The organism is Mesorhizobium sp. WSM4807 (assembly GCF_055811615.1).
The window spans coordinates 246,549-260,357 of record NZ_JBVVQY010000008.1 but is presented as its reverse complement, the minus strand read 5'-3'; the positions used below and the strand labels follow the sequence as shown (position 1 = coordinate 260,357).

12 protein-coding genes are annotated in these 13,809 nt (G+C 63.6%); 5 read left to right on the top strand and 7 right to left on the bottom strand.

Annotation, left to right across the window (positions count from 1 at the left end):
- Window positions 1–50: 50 nt before the first annotated feature.
- Window positions 51–470, top strand: a complete 420-nt coding sequence (gene mscL, locus AC0L3N_RS13640; RefSeq protein WP_123146591.1) for a large conductance mechanosensitive channel protein MscL — start codon at window positions 51–53, stop codon at window positions 468–470.
- A gap of 110 nt (window positions 471–580) precedes the next feature.
- A complete protein-coding gene (locus AC0L3N_RS13635; RefSeq protein ID WP_473548052.1) occupies window positions 581–1,747 on the top strand; it encodes a pyridoxal phosphate-dependent aminotransferase in 1,167 nt (388 codons plus the stop codon).
- A gap of 24 nt (window positions 1,748–1,771) precedes the next feature.
- On the opposite strand, the gene hemA is transcribed toward AC0L3N_RS13635, so the two are convergent.
- Complete coding sequence (gene hemA, locus AC0L3N_RS13630; protein ID WP_473548051.1) at window positions 1,772–3,049, bottom strand: 5-aminolevulinate synthase; 1,278 nt, start codon at window positions 3,047–3,049, stop codon at window positions 1,772–1,774.
- A gap of 276 nt (window positions 3,050–3,325) precedes the next feature.
- Here hemA and galE point away from each other — a divergent pair, with 276 nt between their 5' ends.
- The 3 genes from galE to AC0L3N_RS13615 all read left to right on the top strand — a co-directional run bounded on the left by galE (window position 3,326) and on the right by AC0L3N_RS13615 (window position 7,511).
- Window positions 3,326–4,321, top strand: coding sequence for a UDP-glucose 4-epimerase GalE (galE, locus tag AC0L3N_RS13625; RefSeq protein ID WP_473548050.1), 996 nt, complete (start codon window positions 3,326–3,328; stop codon window positions 4,319–4,321).
- Between the two features lie 109 nt (window positions 4,322–4,430).
- Window positions 4,431–5,681 carry a D-amino acid dehydrogenase gene (locus AC0L3N_RS13620; RefSeq protein ID WP_473548049.1) on the top strand — a complete coding sequence of 417 codons (1,251 nt, stop codon included), beginning with the start codon at window positions 4,431–4,433 and terminating at the stop codon, window positions 5,679–5,681.
- A gap of 3 nt (window positions 5,682–5,684) precedes the next feature.
- A complete protein-coding gene (locus AC0L3N_RS13615) occupies window positions 5,685–7,511 on the top strand; it encodes an alanine racemase (protein WP_473548047.1) in 1,827 nt (608 codons plus the stop codon).
- On the opposite strand, the gene AC0L3N_RS13610 is transcribed toward AC0L3N_RS13615, so the two are convergent.
- From AC0L3N_RS13610 to rhaS, 6 genes are all read right to left on the bottom strand, one after another.
- The gene (locus AC0L3N_RS13610) at window positions 7,512–8,882 is read right to left on the bottom strand and encodes an FGGY-family carbohydrate kinase (protein ID WP_473548046.1); all 1,371 of its coding nucleotides are present in this window, start codon (window positions 8,880–8,882) and stop codon (window positions 7,512–7,514) included.
- Window positions 8,879–9,196 carry an L-rhamnose mutarotase gene (gene rhaM / locus AC0L3N_RS13605; RefSeq protein WP_123146597.1) on the bottom strand — a complete coding sequence of 106 codons (318 nt, stop codon included), beginning with the start codon at window positions 9,194–9,196 and terminating at the stop codon, window positions 8,879–8,881. The genes AC0L3N_RS13610 and rhaM overlap by 4 nt, the downstream gene beginning before the upstream one ends.
- On the bottom strand, window positions 9,196–10,197 hold the full coding sequence (locus tag AC0L3N_RS13600) for an ABC transporter permease (RefSeq protein WP_123146598.1): 1,002 nt from the start codon (window positions 10,195–10,197) through the stop codon (window positions 9,196–9,198). Before AC0L3N_RS13600 ends, rhaM begins: the two co-directional genes overlap by 1 nt.
- A complete protein-coding gene (locus AC0L3N_RS13595) occupies window positions 10,194–11,171 on the bottom strand; it encodes an ABC transporter permease (RefSeq protein WP_123146599.1) in 978 nt (325 codons plus the stop codon). Before AC0L3N_RS13595 ends, AC0L3N_RS13600 begins: the two co-directional genes overlap by 4 nt.
- On the bottom strand, window positions 11,168–12,709 hold the full coding sequence (locus AC0L3N_RS13590; protein ID WP_123146600.1) for a sugar ABC transporter ATP-binding protein: 1,542 nt from the start codon (window positions 12,707–12,709) through the stop codon (window positions 11,168–11,170). The genes AC0L3N_RS13595 and AC0L3N_RS13590 overlap by 4 nt, the downstream gene beginning before the upstream one ends.
- A gap of 83 nt (window positions 12,710–12,792) precedes the next feature.
- On the bottom strand, window positions 12,793–13,788 hold the full coding sequence (gene rhaS / locus AC0L3N_RS13585; RefSeq protein ID WP_473548044.1) for a rhamnose ABC transporter substrate-binding protein: 996 nt from the start codon (window positions 13,786–13,788) through the stop codon (window positions 12,793–12,795).
- Window positions 13,789–13,809: the final 21 nt, after the last annotated feature.

Below are 13,809 nucleotides of genomic sequence, written 5' to 3'. Positions count from 1 at the left end.
ACGAAGCGGGCAGAGGCGGCGGCCTGGCCCGTCAGAACAAGGAGGGTCGAATGCTGAAAGAATTCCAGGAATTCATTTCCCGGGGTAATGTCATGGACCTGGCCGTCGCCGTGATCATCGGCGCTGCCTTCAGCAAGATCGTCGATTCACTGGTCAGCGACATCATCATGCCGATAATCGGGGCGATTTTCGGCGGACTCGACTTCAACAATTATTTCCTGCCCTTGTCCTCAGCCGTCAACGCCACATCGCTGGCGGAAGCCAAAAGGCAGGGCGCGGTCTTCGCCTATGGCAGTTTCATCACCGTGGCGCTGAACTTCATCATCCTCGCCTTCATCATCTTCCTGATGGTCAAGGCGGTGAATAATCTGCGTCGGCGGCTGCAACGGGAAGAGCCCGCCGCCCCGGCCGCTCCGCCGGCCGATGTTGCGCTGCTCACCGAAATTCGCGATCTCCTCGCCAGAAAATAGTCAGAAGACAGATTCCCTGGACCAAAACCCCGGTCGGTTTCGGCCGGGTTTTCTATTTTCGCCTGTTGCAAAACACGCTAGCAGTCCAGCAGACGAAAACGGATCTATCCATGACCCTGATCGAGAATTTGCGCGCCGAGGCCCGGGCCGCGCCGGAAAGCGGCATTGTCGCCGTCATGAACCGCGGCCGCGACCGCGACGGCATGATCCCGCTCTGGGCCGGCGAGGGCGACCTGCCGACGCCCACGTTCATTACCGATGCCGCTGCCCGTGCACTGGCCGGCGGCGAGACCTTCTATACCTGGCAGAAAGGCATCCCCGAGCTGCGGCAGGCGCTCGCCCGCTATTATGTCAGACATTTCGGCAGGAGCTTCGCCGAGGAAGAATTCATCGTCACCGGTTCAGGCATGCATGCCATCCAGCTGGCGATCGATGCCGTCGCCGGGAAGGGGGACGAACTCGTCTATCTGTCGCCGGCCTGGCCGAACTTCGCCGCAGCCGCCGGCGTGGCGGGCGCGGTCCCGGTCGCTGTCACGCTCGACCAGTCCGGCAATGGCTGGTCCTGCGACGTCGGCAAGATCGAGGCGGCGATCACGCCAAGGACAAAGGCGCTGTTCGTCAACTCGCCGTCCAACCCGACCGGCTGGACCGCCGACAGGGAGACGCTGCAGGCGATCCTCGACCTTGCCCGCGAAAGGGGGCTGTGGATCATCGCGGACGAGATCTATTCGCTGTTCCATTACGGCGATGGTCGCGCGCCGTCCTTCATCGACATCATGGCCGACGAGGATCGCATTCTGTTCGTCAACAGTTTTTCCAAGAACTGGGCGATGACCGGCTGGCGGGTCGGCTGGATCAAGACCCATCCTTCGCTGCAGCAGGTGTTCGAAAACCTGGTCCAGTATTCGACCTCCGGCGTTGCCCAGTTCATGCAGCGCGGCGCGGTCGTGGCGCTCGACGACGGCGATGCCTTCATCGTCGAGCAGGTGGAGCGGGCGAGGGCGGCGCGTGACCTGGTCTGCGGCATCCTGGCTGCGACCGGGAGGGCACGCTTCACCGTGCCGCAGGGAGCCTTCTATCTGTTCTTCGCGGTCGACGGCATCACCGATTCACGCGCCGCCGCATTCGACATCGTCGACCGCGCCAATGTCGGCCTGGCGCCCGGAACCGCATTCGGCCCCGGCGGCGAAGCCTTCCTCAGGCTGTGCTTCCACCGCCGCCTCGACCAGCTCGAGGAAGCCGCACACCGGCTGGCGAAGTGGATGAGAACTGTTTGAAGGTGCCTGAGCCTGAGGCGACCTTCAACCGCCCGACTTCGGCACCAGCAGCGGAATGACGCGGTCGCTTTCCCTCACCGCCGGCCGGCCCGCAGAACCGTAAGAGATACCCAAAGCATCCCAGGTCTCGACTAGAGCGTTCTGAAGTTCCGCGATCAGTTGATCCGAATGGAACGGCGTCGGTGTGATCCGTAGCCGTTCGGTGCCACGCGGCACGGTCGGGTAGTTGATCGGCTGGATGTAGATGCCGTGGACGCCGAGCAGGCGGTCGCTGGCCATCTTGCAGAGCTCGGGATCGCCGACCAGCAGCGGCACGATATGGGTAGCGGAGTCCATCACCGGCAGGCCGGCGGCGGTAAGAACCTGCTTGGTCCGCGACGCCTGGCGCTGCTGCGCGTCGCGTTCGGCCTGCGAGCGCTTCAGATGGCGGATCGACGTGGTCGCCGCGGCGGCGATGGCCGGCGGCAGCGCCGTGGTGAAAATGAAGCCCGGCGCATAGGAGCGCACGGCATCGATCACGGCACTTGTGCCGGTGATATAGCCGCCGAGCGTGCCGAACGCCTTGGCCAGCGTGCCTTCGATGATGTCGATACGGTCGGCCAGTCCTTCGCGCTCGGTGATGCCGCCACCGCGCGGCCCGTACATGCCAACGGCATGGACCTCGTCGATATAGGTCATGGCGTTATAGCGTTCGGCGAGATCGACGATCTGCTTGATCGGCGCGATGTCGCCATCCATCGAATAGACGCTCTCGAAGACGATCAGCTTGGCGCGTTCGCGGCCCGCCGCCTGCAGCAGGCTTTCGAGATGCGCAACGTCGTTGTGGCGGAAGATCTTCTTCTCGGCGCCCGAACGCCGCACGCCTTCGATCATCGAGGCGTGGTTCAACTCGTCCGAGACGATCAGGCAGTTGGGCAGAAGCCGCGCAATGGTCGAGATCGAGGCTTCGTTGGAGACGAAGCCGGAGGTGAAGACGAGTGCGGCTTCCTTGTCGTGCAGGTCGGCCAGTTCCAGTTCGAGCTCGACCAGCGGGTTGCTGGTGCCGGAGATGTTGCGGGTGCCACCGGCGCCAGATCCCATCTTGCCGGCAGCGTTCTGCATCGCGGCGATGACGTCTGGATGCTGGCCCATGCCGAGATAGTCGTTGGAGCACCAGACGGTGATTTCCTGGGCGCGGCCGTTGGCGCGCCAGATGGCGCGTGGGAATTTCCCCACGATGCGCTCGAGGTCGGCGAAGATGCGATAGCGACGCTCTGCGTGGAGCTGGTCGATCGCGTCTTCGAAGAACCGCTGATAGTTCATTTCGGCTTCCCAATTTTTGCGTGGGATCATAATCATTGCCCTAATCGACGTCTACTTGGCCTTTTTGGTCAAAATGCCACGCCCCAAGCCTGTTCCTAACGACCACGGATCATGGCCTATTCCCTTGATGTGGATCAATTTTGTTTCAGGACGATGCCATGCGCCGATGAGACCGGTTACCGCAGACACTAATGGTACTAATGGCCTAGTGGCAGGCTTTCCAGTAAGGCGGGTGTTGAGACAAGTTCCGATAAATCCTGAGCAGCGAGGACACGGATGACGGTTTTGGTGACAGGCGGTGCCGGCTATATCGGCAGCCATATGGTCTGGGAGCTGCTGGACGCGGGCGACAGCGTCGTCGTCCTCGACCGGCTTTCGACCGGCTTCGAGTGGGCCGTGGCGCCCGAGGCAAAGCTGGTCGTCGGCGATGTCGCCGACAGGGAATTGGTCGGTTCGATCATCCGCGACAATCATGTCGATGCGATCATCCATTTTGCCGGCTCCATCGTGGTTCCCGAATCGGTCGCCGACCCGCTCGGCTACTACGAGAACAACACCTGCAAGACGCGCACGCTGATCGAGACCGCGGTGCGCGAAGGCGTGCCCAATTTCATCTTTTCCTCGACCGCCGCCGTCTATGGCGGCGCCGGGCTGGAGCCGGTGCGCGAGGATGCGCGCCTTGCACCGGAATCCCCCTACGGCCTGTCCAAGCTGATGAGCGAATGGATGCTGCGCGACGCCGCAATTGCCTATGGTTTGCGATATACGGCGCTGCGCTACTTCAACGTCGCCGGCGCCGATCCGAGGGGCCGCACCGGCCAGTCGACGCCGGGCGCCACGCATTTGATCAAGGTTGCCGCCGAGACGGCGCTCGGCAAGCGACCGTTCATGCAGGTGTTCGGCACCGACTATCCGACACCGGACGGCACCTGCATGCGCGACTACATCCATGTCAGCGATCTGGCGGCGGCGCATCGGCTGGCGCTGGAACGGCTGCGCGCCGGTGGGGCAAGCCTCGTCGCCAATTGCGGCTACAGCCACGGCTATTCGGTGCTCGAGGTGATCGACAGCGTGCGGCGCGTCTTTGGCCATGATTTCGACGTGCGGATCGGCGAACGCCGTGCGGGCGACGCCGCCGCGGTGGTCGCCAATTCCGAGCTGGCGCGCAGCGAACTCGGCTGGACCCCGCAGCACGACGACCTCGACCAGATTGTCGCCGACGCGCTGGCCTGGGAGCGCATCCTGACCGGCAAGAATTCGGCGCGGAGCTGAAGCCCCGCTTTTCCCTCCGTGGGCTCGTAGATCGAGCGTAGAAGCGCTATTGAAGGAGCTGCGCGGCTGAAACGTGGAGGTCGGCCGTATTTGATCCCTTGGGGGCGGCATGAAGATATTGGTCCTTGGCGCTGGCGTCGTCGGCACGGCCGCCGCCTATTATCTGGCGAGCGACGGCCACGAGGTGACCGTGATCGAGCGCCATCCGATGGCGGCGCGCGGCACCAGCCAATCGAATGCCGGGCTGGTGTCGCCCGGCGACGCCACCGCCTGGGCCTCGCCCGCTGCGCTGAAGACGTTCCTGCGCGCGCTTTACAACCATGATCTCGGCATCAAAGTGCGGCTGCGCTTCGATCCCTATTTCTTCGCCTGGAGCTTGCGCTTCCTGCGCCAGTGCACGCAAGCGCGTTTGCGTGCCAACACCGACATCAAGCTGCGCCTGGCGCTTTATTCGCGCGACTGCATCAATGCCATTTCGGCCGACACCGGCATTCACTATGACGAGCGCAAGAAGGGCATTCTCTATTTCTTCCGCTCACAGCAGAGTCTTGACACCGGCACCGACAATTACCGCTATCTCGCCGAGCACGGTCTGCCGATCGAGATCGTCGGCCGCGACCGGCTGGTCGAGCTCGAGCCAGGCCTTGCCGGGGCCAGGGACAAGATCGCTGGCGGCGTCTATTCGCCGATCGACCAGACCGGCGACTCCAGCCGGTTCACCCAAAACCTCGCTGTCTATGCCGCCGAGAAACTCGGCGTCCAATTCCGCTACGGCACGATGGTCGAAGGCCTCGACATCGAAGGCGATCGGGTGCGTGCGGTGATGACCTCGGTCGGTCCGATAACAGGCGACGCCGTGGTCATGTCGATGGGACCGGAAAGCGGCCTGCTCGGTCGCCGCTACGGGATCGACCTGCCGGTCTATCCGGTCAAGGGCTACACCGCGACCGTGCCGCTGGAGGACGAGAGCAAGGGTCCGACCATGGGCGGTGCCGACGAGGATCAGCTCATCGCCTATTCCAGGCTCGGCAACCGGCTGCGGCTCGCTTCGACCGCCGAGTTCACCGGCTTCGACCGCACCCACAAGCCGAGCGATTTCGCCGCCATGTTCAGGACCGGCAAGGAGCTTTTCCCGGGCGCCTTCGACGAGAACAAGGCCGAGCTCTGGGCCGGCTTGCGGCCGATGATGCCGAACTCGGTGCCGGTCATCGGCAGGGCCCGTTACAAAAATCTCTACCTCGATACCGGCCACGGCCATGTCGGCTGGACAATGGCCTGCGGTTCCGGAAAATTCCTCGCCGATGTGGTCGCCGGCCGCAAGCCGGAGATCGATCCGCAAGGTCTGGTCTACAAAGGCTAGATCATGTCCGGACCGCAAGTCGCCATCGACCTTGGCCGTATCGAGCGCAATGCGCGCACGATCGTCGACCGCTGCGCCCTGTCCGGCATCAAGGTCTTCGGCGTCACCAAGGGAACTTGCGGCATGCCGCAGGTGGCGCGCGCCATGCTGCGTGGCGGCGTCGCCGGCATCGCCGAATCGCGCTTCGAAAACATCCGCCGGCTGCGCGACAGCGGCATAAATGCGCCGATCATGCTGCTGCGCAGCCCGCCGATGGCACGCATCGAGGAGGTGGTGCGCACCGTCGATATCAGCCTGCAATCCGAACTCGCCACCATCCGCGAGCTATCACGCATCGCCGAGCGCATGGGCCGCGTCCACGACGTCATGCTGATGATCGACCTTGGCGACCTCAGGGAAGGCATCTGGCCGAACGATCTCATCCCGACGGTCGAGCAGATATTGGCACTCAGGGGCGTACGCATCGCCGGCATCGGCACCAATCTCGGCTGCTTCGGCGCCATTATGCCGACGGAGGAAAATCTCGGGCAACTTGTCGCCCATGCCTACAAGACCGAGCGCCTGTCCGGCGCCAGGCTCGACTGGATATCGGGCGGGGCGTCATCGTCGCTGACGCTGCTGCTCGAAGGCAGGCTGCCCGCCGGCATCAACAATCTGCGGGTCGGCGAGGCAATCCTGCAGGGTGGCGTCGAGACCTTCCGCGAGACGCCGTGGGCCGAACTGGAGCCCGATGCCTGCCGGCTGACCAGCGACATCATCGAGGTCAAGCTGAAGCCGTCGCGGCCGATCGGCCAATCCGGCTACGACGCTTTCGGCAACCAGCCGGTATTTGCCGACGATGGTGACAGGTTGCGCGCCATCGCCAATATCGGCCGCGAGGACGTGTTGATCGAAGGTTTGACGCCAATCGCCAAGGGCGTGCGGGTGCTCGGCGCCTCCAGCGATCATCTGCTGCTCGACGTGACCGACGCAGAGCCGCCACCCGCCGTCGGCGACCGTGTCGCCTTCCGCATGAGCTATGGCGCCATGCTGCTGGCGATGACCTCGGAATATGTCGAAAAGGCGCCGATGCACGACGTCGAGGATTTCTCCGGCCGCAAGATGGTGTCGATATCAGCCGAACCGGCGGCCGCCGGTATTCTGGCCAGGGAAGCGACCGGCGCCCGGCTGGAGGCGATGAATTTCGACGTCATCGAGTTGGCCGATATCGAGCGGCCGCCATCCGGCCTGGTCCGGCTCACCGCCGGCAGTGACCGGCGCATCGCCCACAAGGCGCTGACGACGACCGCGCGGGCGACGCACTCGTTTGGCCTGATCTGGATCGATTCCATCGCCGCGCTCATGCCCGAGGAAGAGGATGGCATCGACCTGCCGGAACGTTCGGTGCTGGCGCGGGCGCTGGGTCTCGATCACAAGCCCGGCGCGCTGCAGCCGCAGCTGTCGCCGGAGAACGTCGTCATCGTCGGGCTGCGCCATGCCGATCCGGCCGAGGCCCGGGTGCTGAAGGATTCGCGCGTCTCCGCCTTCACCATGACCGACATCGACGCCATGGGCATGCGCGACCTGATGCACGAGGCGATCCGCATCGCCACCTCCGGCACGCAGGGCTTTCATGTCAGCTATTCGCCTGAGGTGACCGAATTCGCCGGCTGGGCGGCGGGCTCCGGCGGCATCACCGTGCGCGAAACGCATCAGGCGATGGAGGCGATCGCGCTGTCCGGCGGGCTGTTGTCGATGGATGTCTCCGGCCTGACATCAGGTTTGGAACCGCGGATTGCGTTAGACACCGTCAACTTCGTCATGTCGGCCTTCGGCAAGCGGATTTTGTGATCAGCCTCGCGCCTCGACCGCCGCACGCCACGAGCGCGCATAGTTTGTCCAGGCTGGGTCGGCTGGCGGTTCGACCCTTTCGCCTTTGCCTTGGATTTTTCCTTGGTCCGACGCCAGCAAGGCAGCGCCGATGCTGGTGCCGGTGGCTGCCTCGGATGCCATGACGGCACGCGCCGTGGCCGCAGCCAGCATGCGCGTGAAAAGCCGGTTGCGGGCGAAAGGGCCCTCGACGATGGCCGGGCCGTCGGCGCCGATCAGATCGAGGCAGGTCGCGGTCATCAGCGCCAGGTAGAAAGAGACGGTGGCAAAGCGCTGGCCATTATTGATGCCGTCGGCGTTTAGCCACGCGGCGGTGTGATGCGGAAACGGCCCCGAACCCTGTTGGGTCGAAGGCAGCAGCAGGGTTGTCCTGGCGAATACCGTCCCAATATCCTCGTCGGTCCAGTCTTCCGATTGGCCTTCCGTCAGCAGCGAAAACTCGCGGCCGCCCATGAAACGCGCCGAGGGCACGGGATCACCGAGCGCGTTGACGTTGACCAATGTGTCGCGGGCCGGGTCGAGCGCGATCTTGTTGCCGCCGACCGCCATCGACACCACCCAGGTGCCGGTCGAGACGACGGAGAAAGGCGGTCTGTCCGACAGGAGATGCGGCAGCAGCGAGGCATTGGAATCGTGCAGGCCGCACAACACCGGCGTTTGCGGATCGAGCCCGGTTAGCTTGGCAAGGGCGGGCAGGATCGGGCCGAGGCGATCCTTCGCCGGCCGCACGGGCGCCATCAGCCGGCGCCACTCCATTTTGTCGACCAGCGACGAAAAATCCGCTTTCCACGGGTTCCACAGATCCGTGTGGCAGCCCAGCGAGGTCACTTCATTGGCGGCGACGCCGGTCAGGCGCAAGGCCCAGTATTGCGGGTACGTCAGGATCGCGGCGGCCTTGCCGAACTCCAGCGGGAAGCGCTTCTGCTGCCAGAAGAACTGTGCGCCGAGATTGAGACCGACCGGCAGGCGCGGCGTGCCCGTCTCGGCGAAGGCTGGGCGGATCGCGTCATAGTCCGTGGCGAGCGCGTCGGGCCCGGTGAATTCATAGTCGAGCACCGGCAGCGCCAGCTCACCGGCAGCGTCCACCAGCACGCCCGTCGCGCCATGGGTGGTGATCGATATCGCATCGATGCGCTGTTCGCGATTGATCCCGGCGAGGCTGTCGAGGGTGAACGACCACAGAAGCTCGACATCATGATGCGGGTAGGGACCGTCGGCAACGGGTGCGTTCGCCATACGGCGCAGCGCGACTTCGCGCATGCCGGCAAGATCGACCAGCGCCACCTTGGCATTGGTCTTGCCGATATCGATGACGGCGACGTGACGGGTCATTCCATATGGAACATTGTTTCCAGCGGCACCGCCACCGGCTCGTTATCAGGCTTGGTTTCCATGATGTCGGCCATCTCGGCCCACCAGCGCTGCATCACCGGGTGCTTCGGCAATTCGTCCATGCCGTGGTCGTCGAGCCGCCACAGCACGCCGAACAGTATGTTGGTCTCTTCGTCGAGATGGATCGAATAGTCGGAAACGCCGGCCTGTTTCAGCAGTGCGACCAGCGACGGCCAGATGTCGTCATGGCGCCTTTTGTATTCGGCCTTCATGCCGGGATTGAGCTTCATCTTGAACGCGTATTTCTCGGCCATCAGGTAAAACGCTCCCGCCGCACCCGCCGCCAGACGATGGGCAGCGCGATGACGATGATCAGCAGCAGGCCGATGAAGATCGACATAACGATCCCTGGCACATTGAGCAGCCCCAAGCCAAAAGTCACCAGCCCCATGATGAAGGCGGCGAGCACCACGCCCACTATACTGCCGGCGCCGCCCAGGATGCTGACGCCGCCGAGCACCACCATGGTGATGACTTCCAATTCATAGCCTTGCGCGATCGATGGCCGGGTCGAGCCGAGCCGCGAGGTGATCAGCACAGAGGCGATGCCCGCCATTAAGCCGGTCAGGCAGAACAGGGTAAACTTGATGCGGCCGACCCGTACGCCGGAAAACTGCGCCGCAACCGGATTGTTGCCGATGGCGAAGACGCGGCGGCCGAAGCTCGTCCTGTGCAGAAGGAGCCAGTAGATGACGGCCGCGACAAGGAACAGCGTCAGTTCGAACGACACCACCCACCAGACATAGCCCTGGCCGAAGAACGCGAAGCTCGAGGGATAGCCCTTGTAGGCCTGGTCGCCGAGGACGATGAAGGCGATGCCGCGAAACAGGCTCATCGTGCCGATGGTGACGACGATCGACGGCAATCCCAGCCTTGTGACGAGCAGCCCGTTGAAGGCGCCGCAGCCGAGCCCGACAACGATGCCGATCGCCGCCAGCACCGGCGTGCCGGCGCCAGCCTGCACCGCCATGCCCATCATCGTCGAGGCAAGCGCAATGATGGCGGCGACCGACAGGTCGATCTCGCCGGAAATGATCAGCAGCGCCATGGCGAGCGCGATCAGCGCCTTTTCAGTGAAGTTGAAGGTCAGGTCCGACAGCGACCACGCGTCGAGGAAATAGGGCGAGGCGAAGCTGTTGACGGCAAAGATGGCGACCGCCACAGCGACCAGCAGCGCCTCCCATGAGAAGATCGCCGAGTTCAGCGGCTTGTCGAGCCGGTCGGGAATGTGGCGTGGAGCAGGAGTGTCGGTCATGCCGCTTCCGCCTTTTTGAGGATGATGCGACCTTGCCGGCGTTCGCCGCGCGCGTTGAGCACCACGGCCAGGATGATGGCGCTGCCCGAAATCGCCATCTGCCAGAAGGGTGAGATGTTGATGACCGGCAGCGCATTGGAGATGATGCCGAGGAACAGCGCACCGAGCACCGCGCCGCCGACCGAGCCGATGCCGCCGGCGATCGAAATGCCGCCGATAACGCAGGCGGCGATGATGTTGAGCTCGTAGCCGTTGGCGACCTCGACCGAGGCGATGACGTAGCGCGAAATCCAGAGATAACCGCAGAGACCGCCGATCATCCCCGAGATGCAGAAGACGATGAATTTGGTCCGGCCGACATCGATGCCGGCATAGACCGACGCGGTCGGGTTGACGCCGATGGCGTAGATCGAGCGGCCAAGCGCGGTGCGCGTCATCAACAGGAAGAACAAGGCGATGGCCAGTATGGCAATCCACGACAGGACCGGAATGCCGAGGAAAGCCGCACGCTGCAGGCCGATGAAATCAGGGCTCATCTGGTCGGCATTGACCCAGGCGCCGCCTGATATGACGAAGGTGGCGCCACGGTAGATGGTGAGCGTGCCGAGCGTCACCACGATCGACGGGATGTTCAGCCGCCATACCAGCAGGCCGTTGATGGCGCCCAGCACCAGTCCGACCAGCAGGGCGATGACGATCAGCAGCGGGATCGGGATTGCCGGATGCGCGGCGTTCAGCATTGCCACCACCATGCCGGTGAAGCAGAGGTTGGACGCCATCGACAGGTCGATCGAGCGAGTCAGGATCACCACCATCTGCCCCAGCGCCAGGATCATCAGGATCGAGGTGTCGTTGAACACTTGGCGCAGATTGGCCGGATTGGCAAAACCCGGAAAGCGCATCGAGATCAGCCCGATCAGCACGACGATTGCGGCGAGCAGCCAGACTTCGCGATACTTGAGGAAGACCTTCATGCTGCGATCCCCGCTGCTGTCTTGACCAGCGTCTCGGCGTCGAGCCCCTTGTTGTCATAGACCGCGGCGATGCGGCCCTCGCGCATGACGACGACGCGGTCGGACATGCCGAGGATTTCGGGCAGTTCGGACGACACCATGATCACCGACAGGCCTTGTGCGACGAGCTCGGCCATAAAGCCGTGCACAGCGGCTTTCGAGCCGATATCGATGCCTTTGGTCGGCTCGTCGAGGATGATCACCTTGGGCGCTGTCGCCAGCCATTTGGCGATGACGATCTTCTGCTGGTTGCCGCCCGAAAGCGTGCCGACATCCTGGCTCAGCGACGAGGCGCGCAAATCGAGCCGCTCGGTATAGGAGCGGGCCAGCGCGAACTCCTCCGCCAGCCGCAACATGCCTGATTTGGACGTGCGCTTGAGCGAGGGCAGCGAGATGTTCTGGAAGATCGGCAGGTCGATCACCACGCCTTGCTTGCCGCGTTCTTCCGGCACGTAGACGATGCCGGCGTCGATCGAATCCGCCGCCGATTTCGGTACGATCGCCTTGCCTTCCAGCGTGATCGTGCCGCTGCTGGTGCGGGTGATGCCTGATATTGCCTGCATGACCTCGCTGCGGCCGGCGCCGACGAGGCCGTAAAAGCCGAGGATTTCGCCCTTATGCAGCTCGAAGCCGATGTCGTCGAACTCGGTCGGATGCGACAGGCCGGAGACAGTGAGTACCGGCGCGCCGATCTCGGCCTTGCGCTGCGGAAAGATGTGATCGACGGCGCGGCCGACCATCATGCGCACGATCTGGCTCTGGCCGGCGTCCCTGATCAGGCCTTCGCCAACCATCTCGCCGTCGCGGAACACCGTATAGCGGTCGGCGATGCGGTAGATCTCATCGAACTTGTGGCTGATGAACAGGATCGCCTTGCCTTCGCTCTTCAGGAACTCGACCAGCAAAAAGAGCTCCTCGATCTCCTTCAGCGACAGGGCTGCGGTCGGCTCGTCCATGATGACGATCTGCGCATCGATCGACATGGCGCGGGCGACGGCGACGAGGTGCTTGTTGGCGATGCCGAGATCCTTCAGCCGCGCATCGGCGTCGATGTGGCCAGCGCCCATGGTGTCCAATACTTCACGGGCTTGTCTGCGCATGGTGCGCCAGTCAATGATGCCGAAGCGCGATCGCGGCGCATGGCCGAGAAAGATGTTCTCGGCCACCGTCAGATCGTCGAACAGCACGGTTTCCTGATGGATGGCGGTGATGCCATGCCCGAAGGCGGCATGGGCGCTGGGCAGTGTGACGGCCTGGCCATCGATGCTGATGGTACCCGCGTCGGGCTGGTAGATACCGGTCATGATCTTGACCAGCGTCGACTTGCCGGCGCCGTTCTCGCCGATCAGCGCGGTCACCTGGCCGGGGTAAAGCGACAGGCTGACATCGTGCAGTGCGCGCACGCCGGGAAAACTCTTCGAAATGCCTGATAGGGTCAGGCGCGGAACCGGAGCCAGAGGCTGCTCGGTCGTCGGGCTGAGTTGGGCTGTCGTGTCCATAGTCGTATCAAGCCCTGAAGCAAGGTTCGTTTGAAGGCGCGGCGGAACCTCTGCCCCGCCGCGCCGGCTTGAAGGCTCCAGGATCAATAGATCTTGGAGAACTCTTCGATATTCGACTTGTCGAACTTGAAGGGCGGAGCCATCGCAGCCGAATTGGTGTCGTCGAGCGTGACTTTTCCAACGCGGCCGATCGACAGCGTCGCACCCGGCTTGGCTTCTTCCTTCTTCACCGCCAGATCATGGGCGAGGTAGACGGCTGAGTAGCCGAGATCGATCGGGTTCCACAGCGCAACCGCTTGGCTGGCGCCGTTGTCGATGAACTTCTTGAACTCCGACGGCAGTGCCAGGCCGGTGACGTTGACCTTGCCGATCAGGCCCTGGTCGGTCACCACCTGCGCGGCGGCAACGACGCCGACCGTGGTCGGTGCGATGATCGCCTTGAGGTTCGGATAGGATTTCAGCAGGCCCTTGGCCTCGTCCGTGCTCTTGGCCGAGTCGTCATCGCCATAGACGGTGGCGACGAGGTTGATCTTGGGGAACTTCTCCGGCAGCACCTTCTTGGCCGCGTCGATCCAGGCGTTCTGGTTGGTCGCGGTGGACGAAGCCGACAGAATGGCGACATCGCCGCCTTCCGGCAGGTAGTCGGCGGCAAGCTTGATGATGGTCTCGCCGATCAGGTTGGTGTCCGAGGGGTTGAGGTGGAGCTGGCGGCCTTCCGGAGCGACGCCCGAATCCCACGAGATGACGGTGATGCCGCGATCCATCGCCTTCTTCAGCGCCGGCACCAGCGCGTCGGCGTCATTGGCCGAAATGGCGATGGCGTTGACCTTCTGGGCGATCAGCGAGTTGATCACCTCGATCTGGGCTTCGGCGGTCGCCTTGGTCGGGCCGGTGTAGATGATGTCGACACCGCCGAGTTCCTTGGCCGCCTCTTCGGCGCCCTTGTTGGCGGCGTCGAAGAAGCCGTTGCCGAGCGACTTCACCACCAGCGCGATCTTGACGTTCTCGGCATAGGCGGCATTCACGAACATGGCGGCCGACAACGCCGCCGTCACCATCAATTTCTTCAAGATGCTCATTCGAATATCCTCCCTTGAGCG

What these genes read in the sequence shown, in the direction of transcription:
- AC0L3N_RS13635 (WP_473548052.1), top strand. Translation starts at nt 581, where the DNA reads ATGACCCTGATCGAGAATTTGCGCGCCGAGGCCCGGGCCGCGCCGGAA.
- AC0L3N_RS13590 (WP_123146600.1), bottom strand. Translation starts at nt 12,709, where the DNA reads ATGGACACGACAGCCCAACTCAGCCCGACGACCGAGCAGCCTCTGGCT.
- AC0L3N_RS13620 (WP_473548049.1), top strand. Translation starts at nt 4,431, where the DNA reads ATGAAGATATTGGTCCTTGGCGCTGGCGTCGTCGGCACGGCCGCCGCC.
- galE (WP_473548050.1), top strand. Translation starts at nt 3,326, where the DNA reads ATGACGGTTTTGGTGACAGGCGGTGCCGGCTATATCGGCAGCCATATG.
- mscL (WP_123146591.1), top strand. Translation starts at nt 51, where the DNA reads ATGCTGAAAGAATTCCAGGAATTCATTTCCCGGGGTAATGTCATGGAC.
- AC0L3N_RS13600 (WP_123146598.1), bottom strand. Translation starts at nt 10,197, where the DNA reads ATGACCGACACTCCTGCTCCACGCCACATTCCCGACCGGCTCGACAAG.
- AC0L3N_RS13595 (WP_123146599.1), bottom strand. Translation starts at nt 11,171, where the DNA reads ATGAAGGTCTTCCTCAAGTATCGCGAAGTCTGGCTGCTCGCCGCAATC.
- rhaS (WP_473548044.1), bottom strand. Translation starts at nt 13,788, where the DNA reads ATGAGCATCTTGAAGAAATTGATGGTGACGGCGGCGTTGTCGGCCGCC.
- AC0L3N_RS13615 (WP_473548047.1), top strand. Translation starts at nt 5,685, where the DNA reads ATGTCCGGACCGCAAGTCGCCATCGACCTTGGCCGTATCGAGCGCAAT.
- AC0L3N_RS13610 (WP_473548046.1), bottom strand. Translation starts at nt 8,882, where the DNA reads ATGACCCGTCACGTCGCCGTCATCGATATCGGCAAGACCAATGCCAAG.
- hemA (WP_473548051.1), bottom strand. Translation starts at nt 3,049, where the DNA reads ATGAACTATCAGCGGTTCTTCGAAGACGCGATCGACCAGCTCCACGCA.
- rhaM (WP_123146597.1), bottom strand. Translation starts at nt 9,196, where the DNA reads ATGGCCGAGAAATACGCGTTCAAGATGAAGCTCAATCCCGGCATGAAG.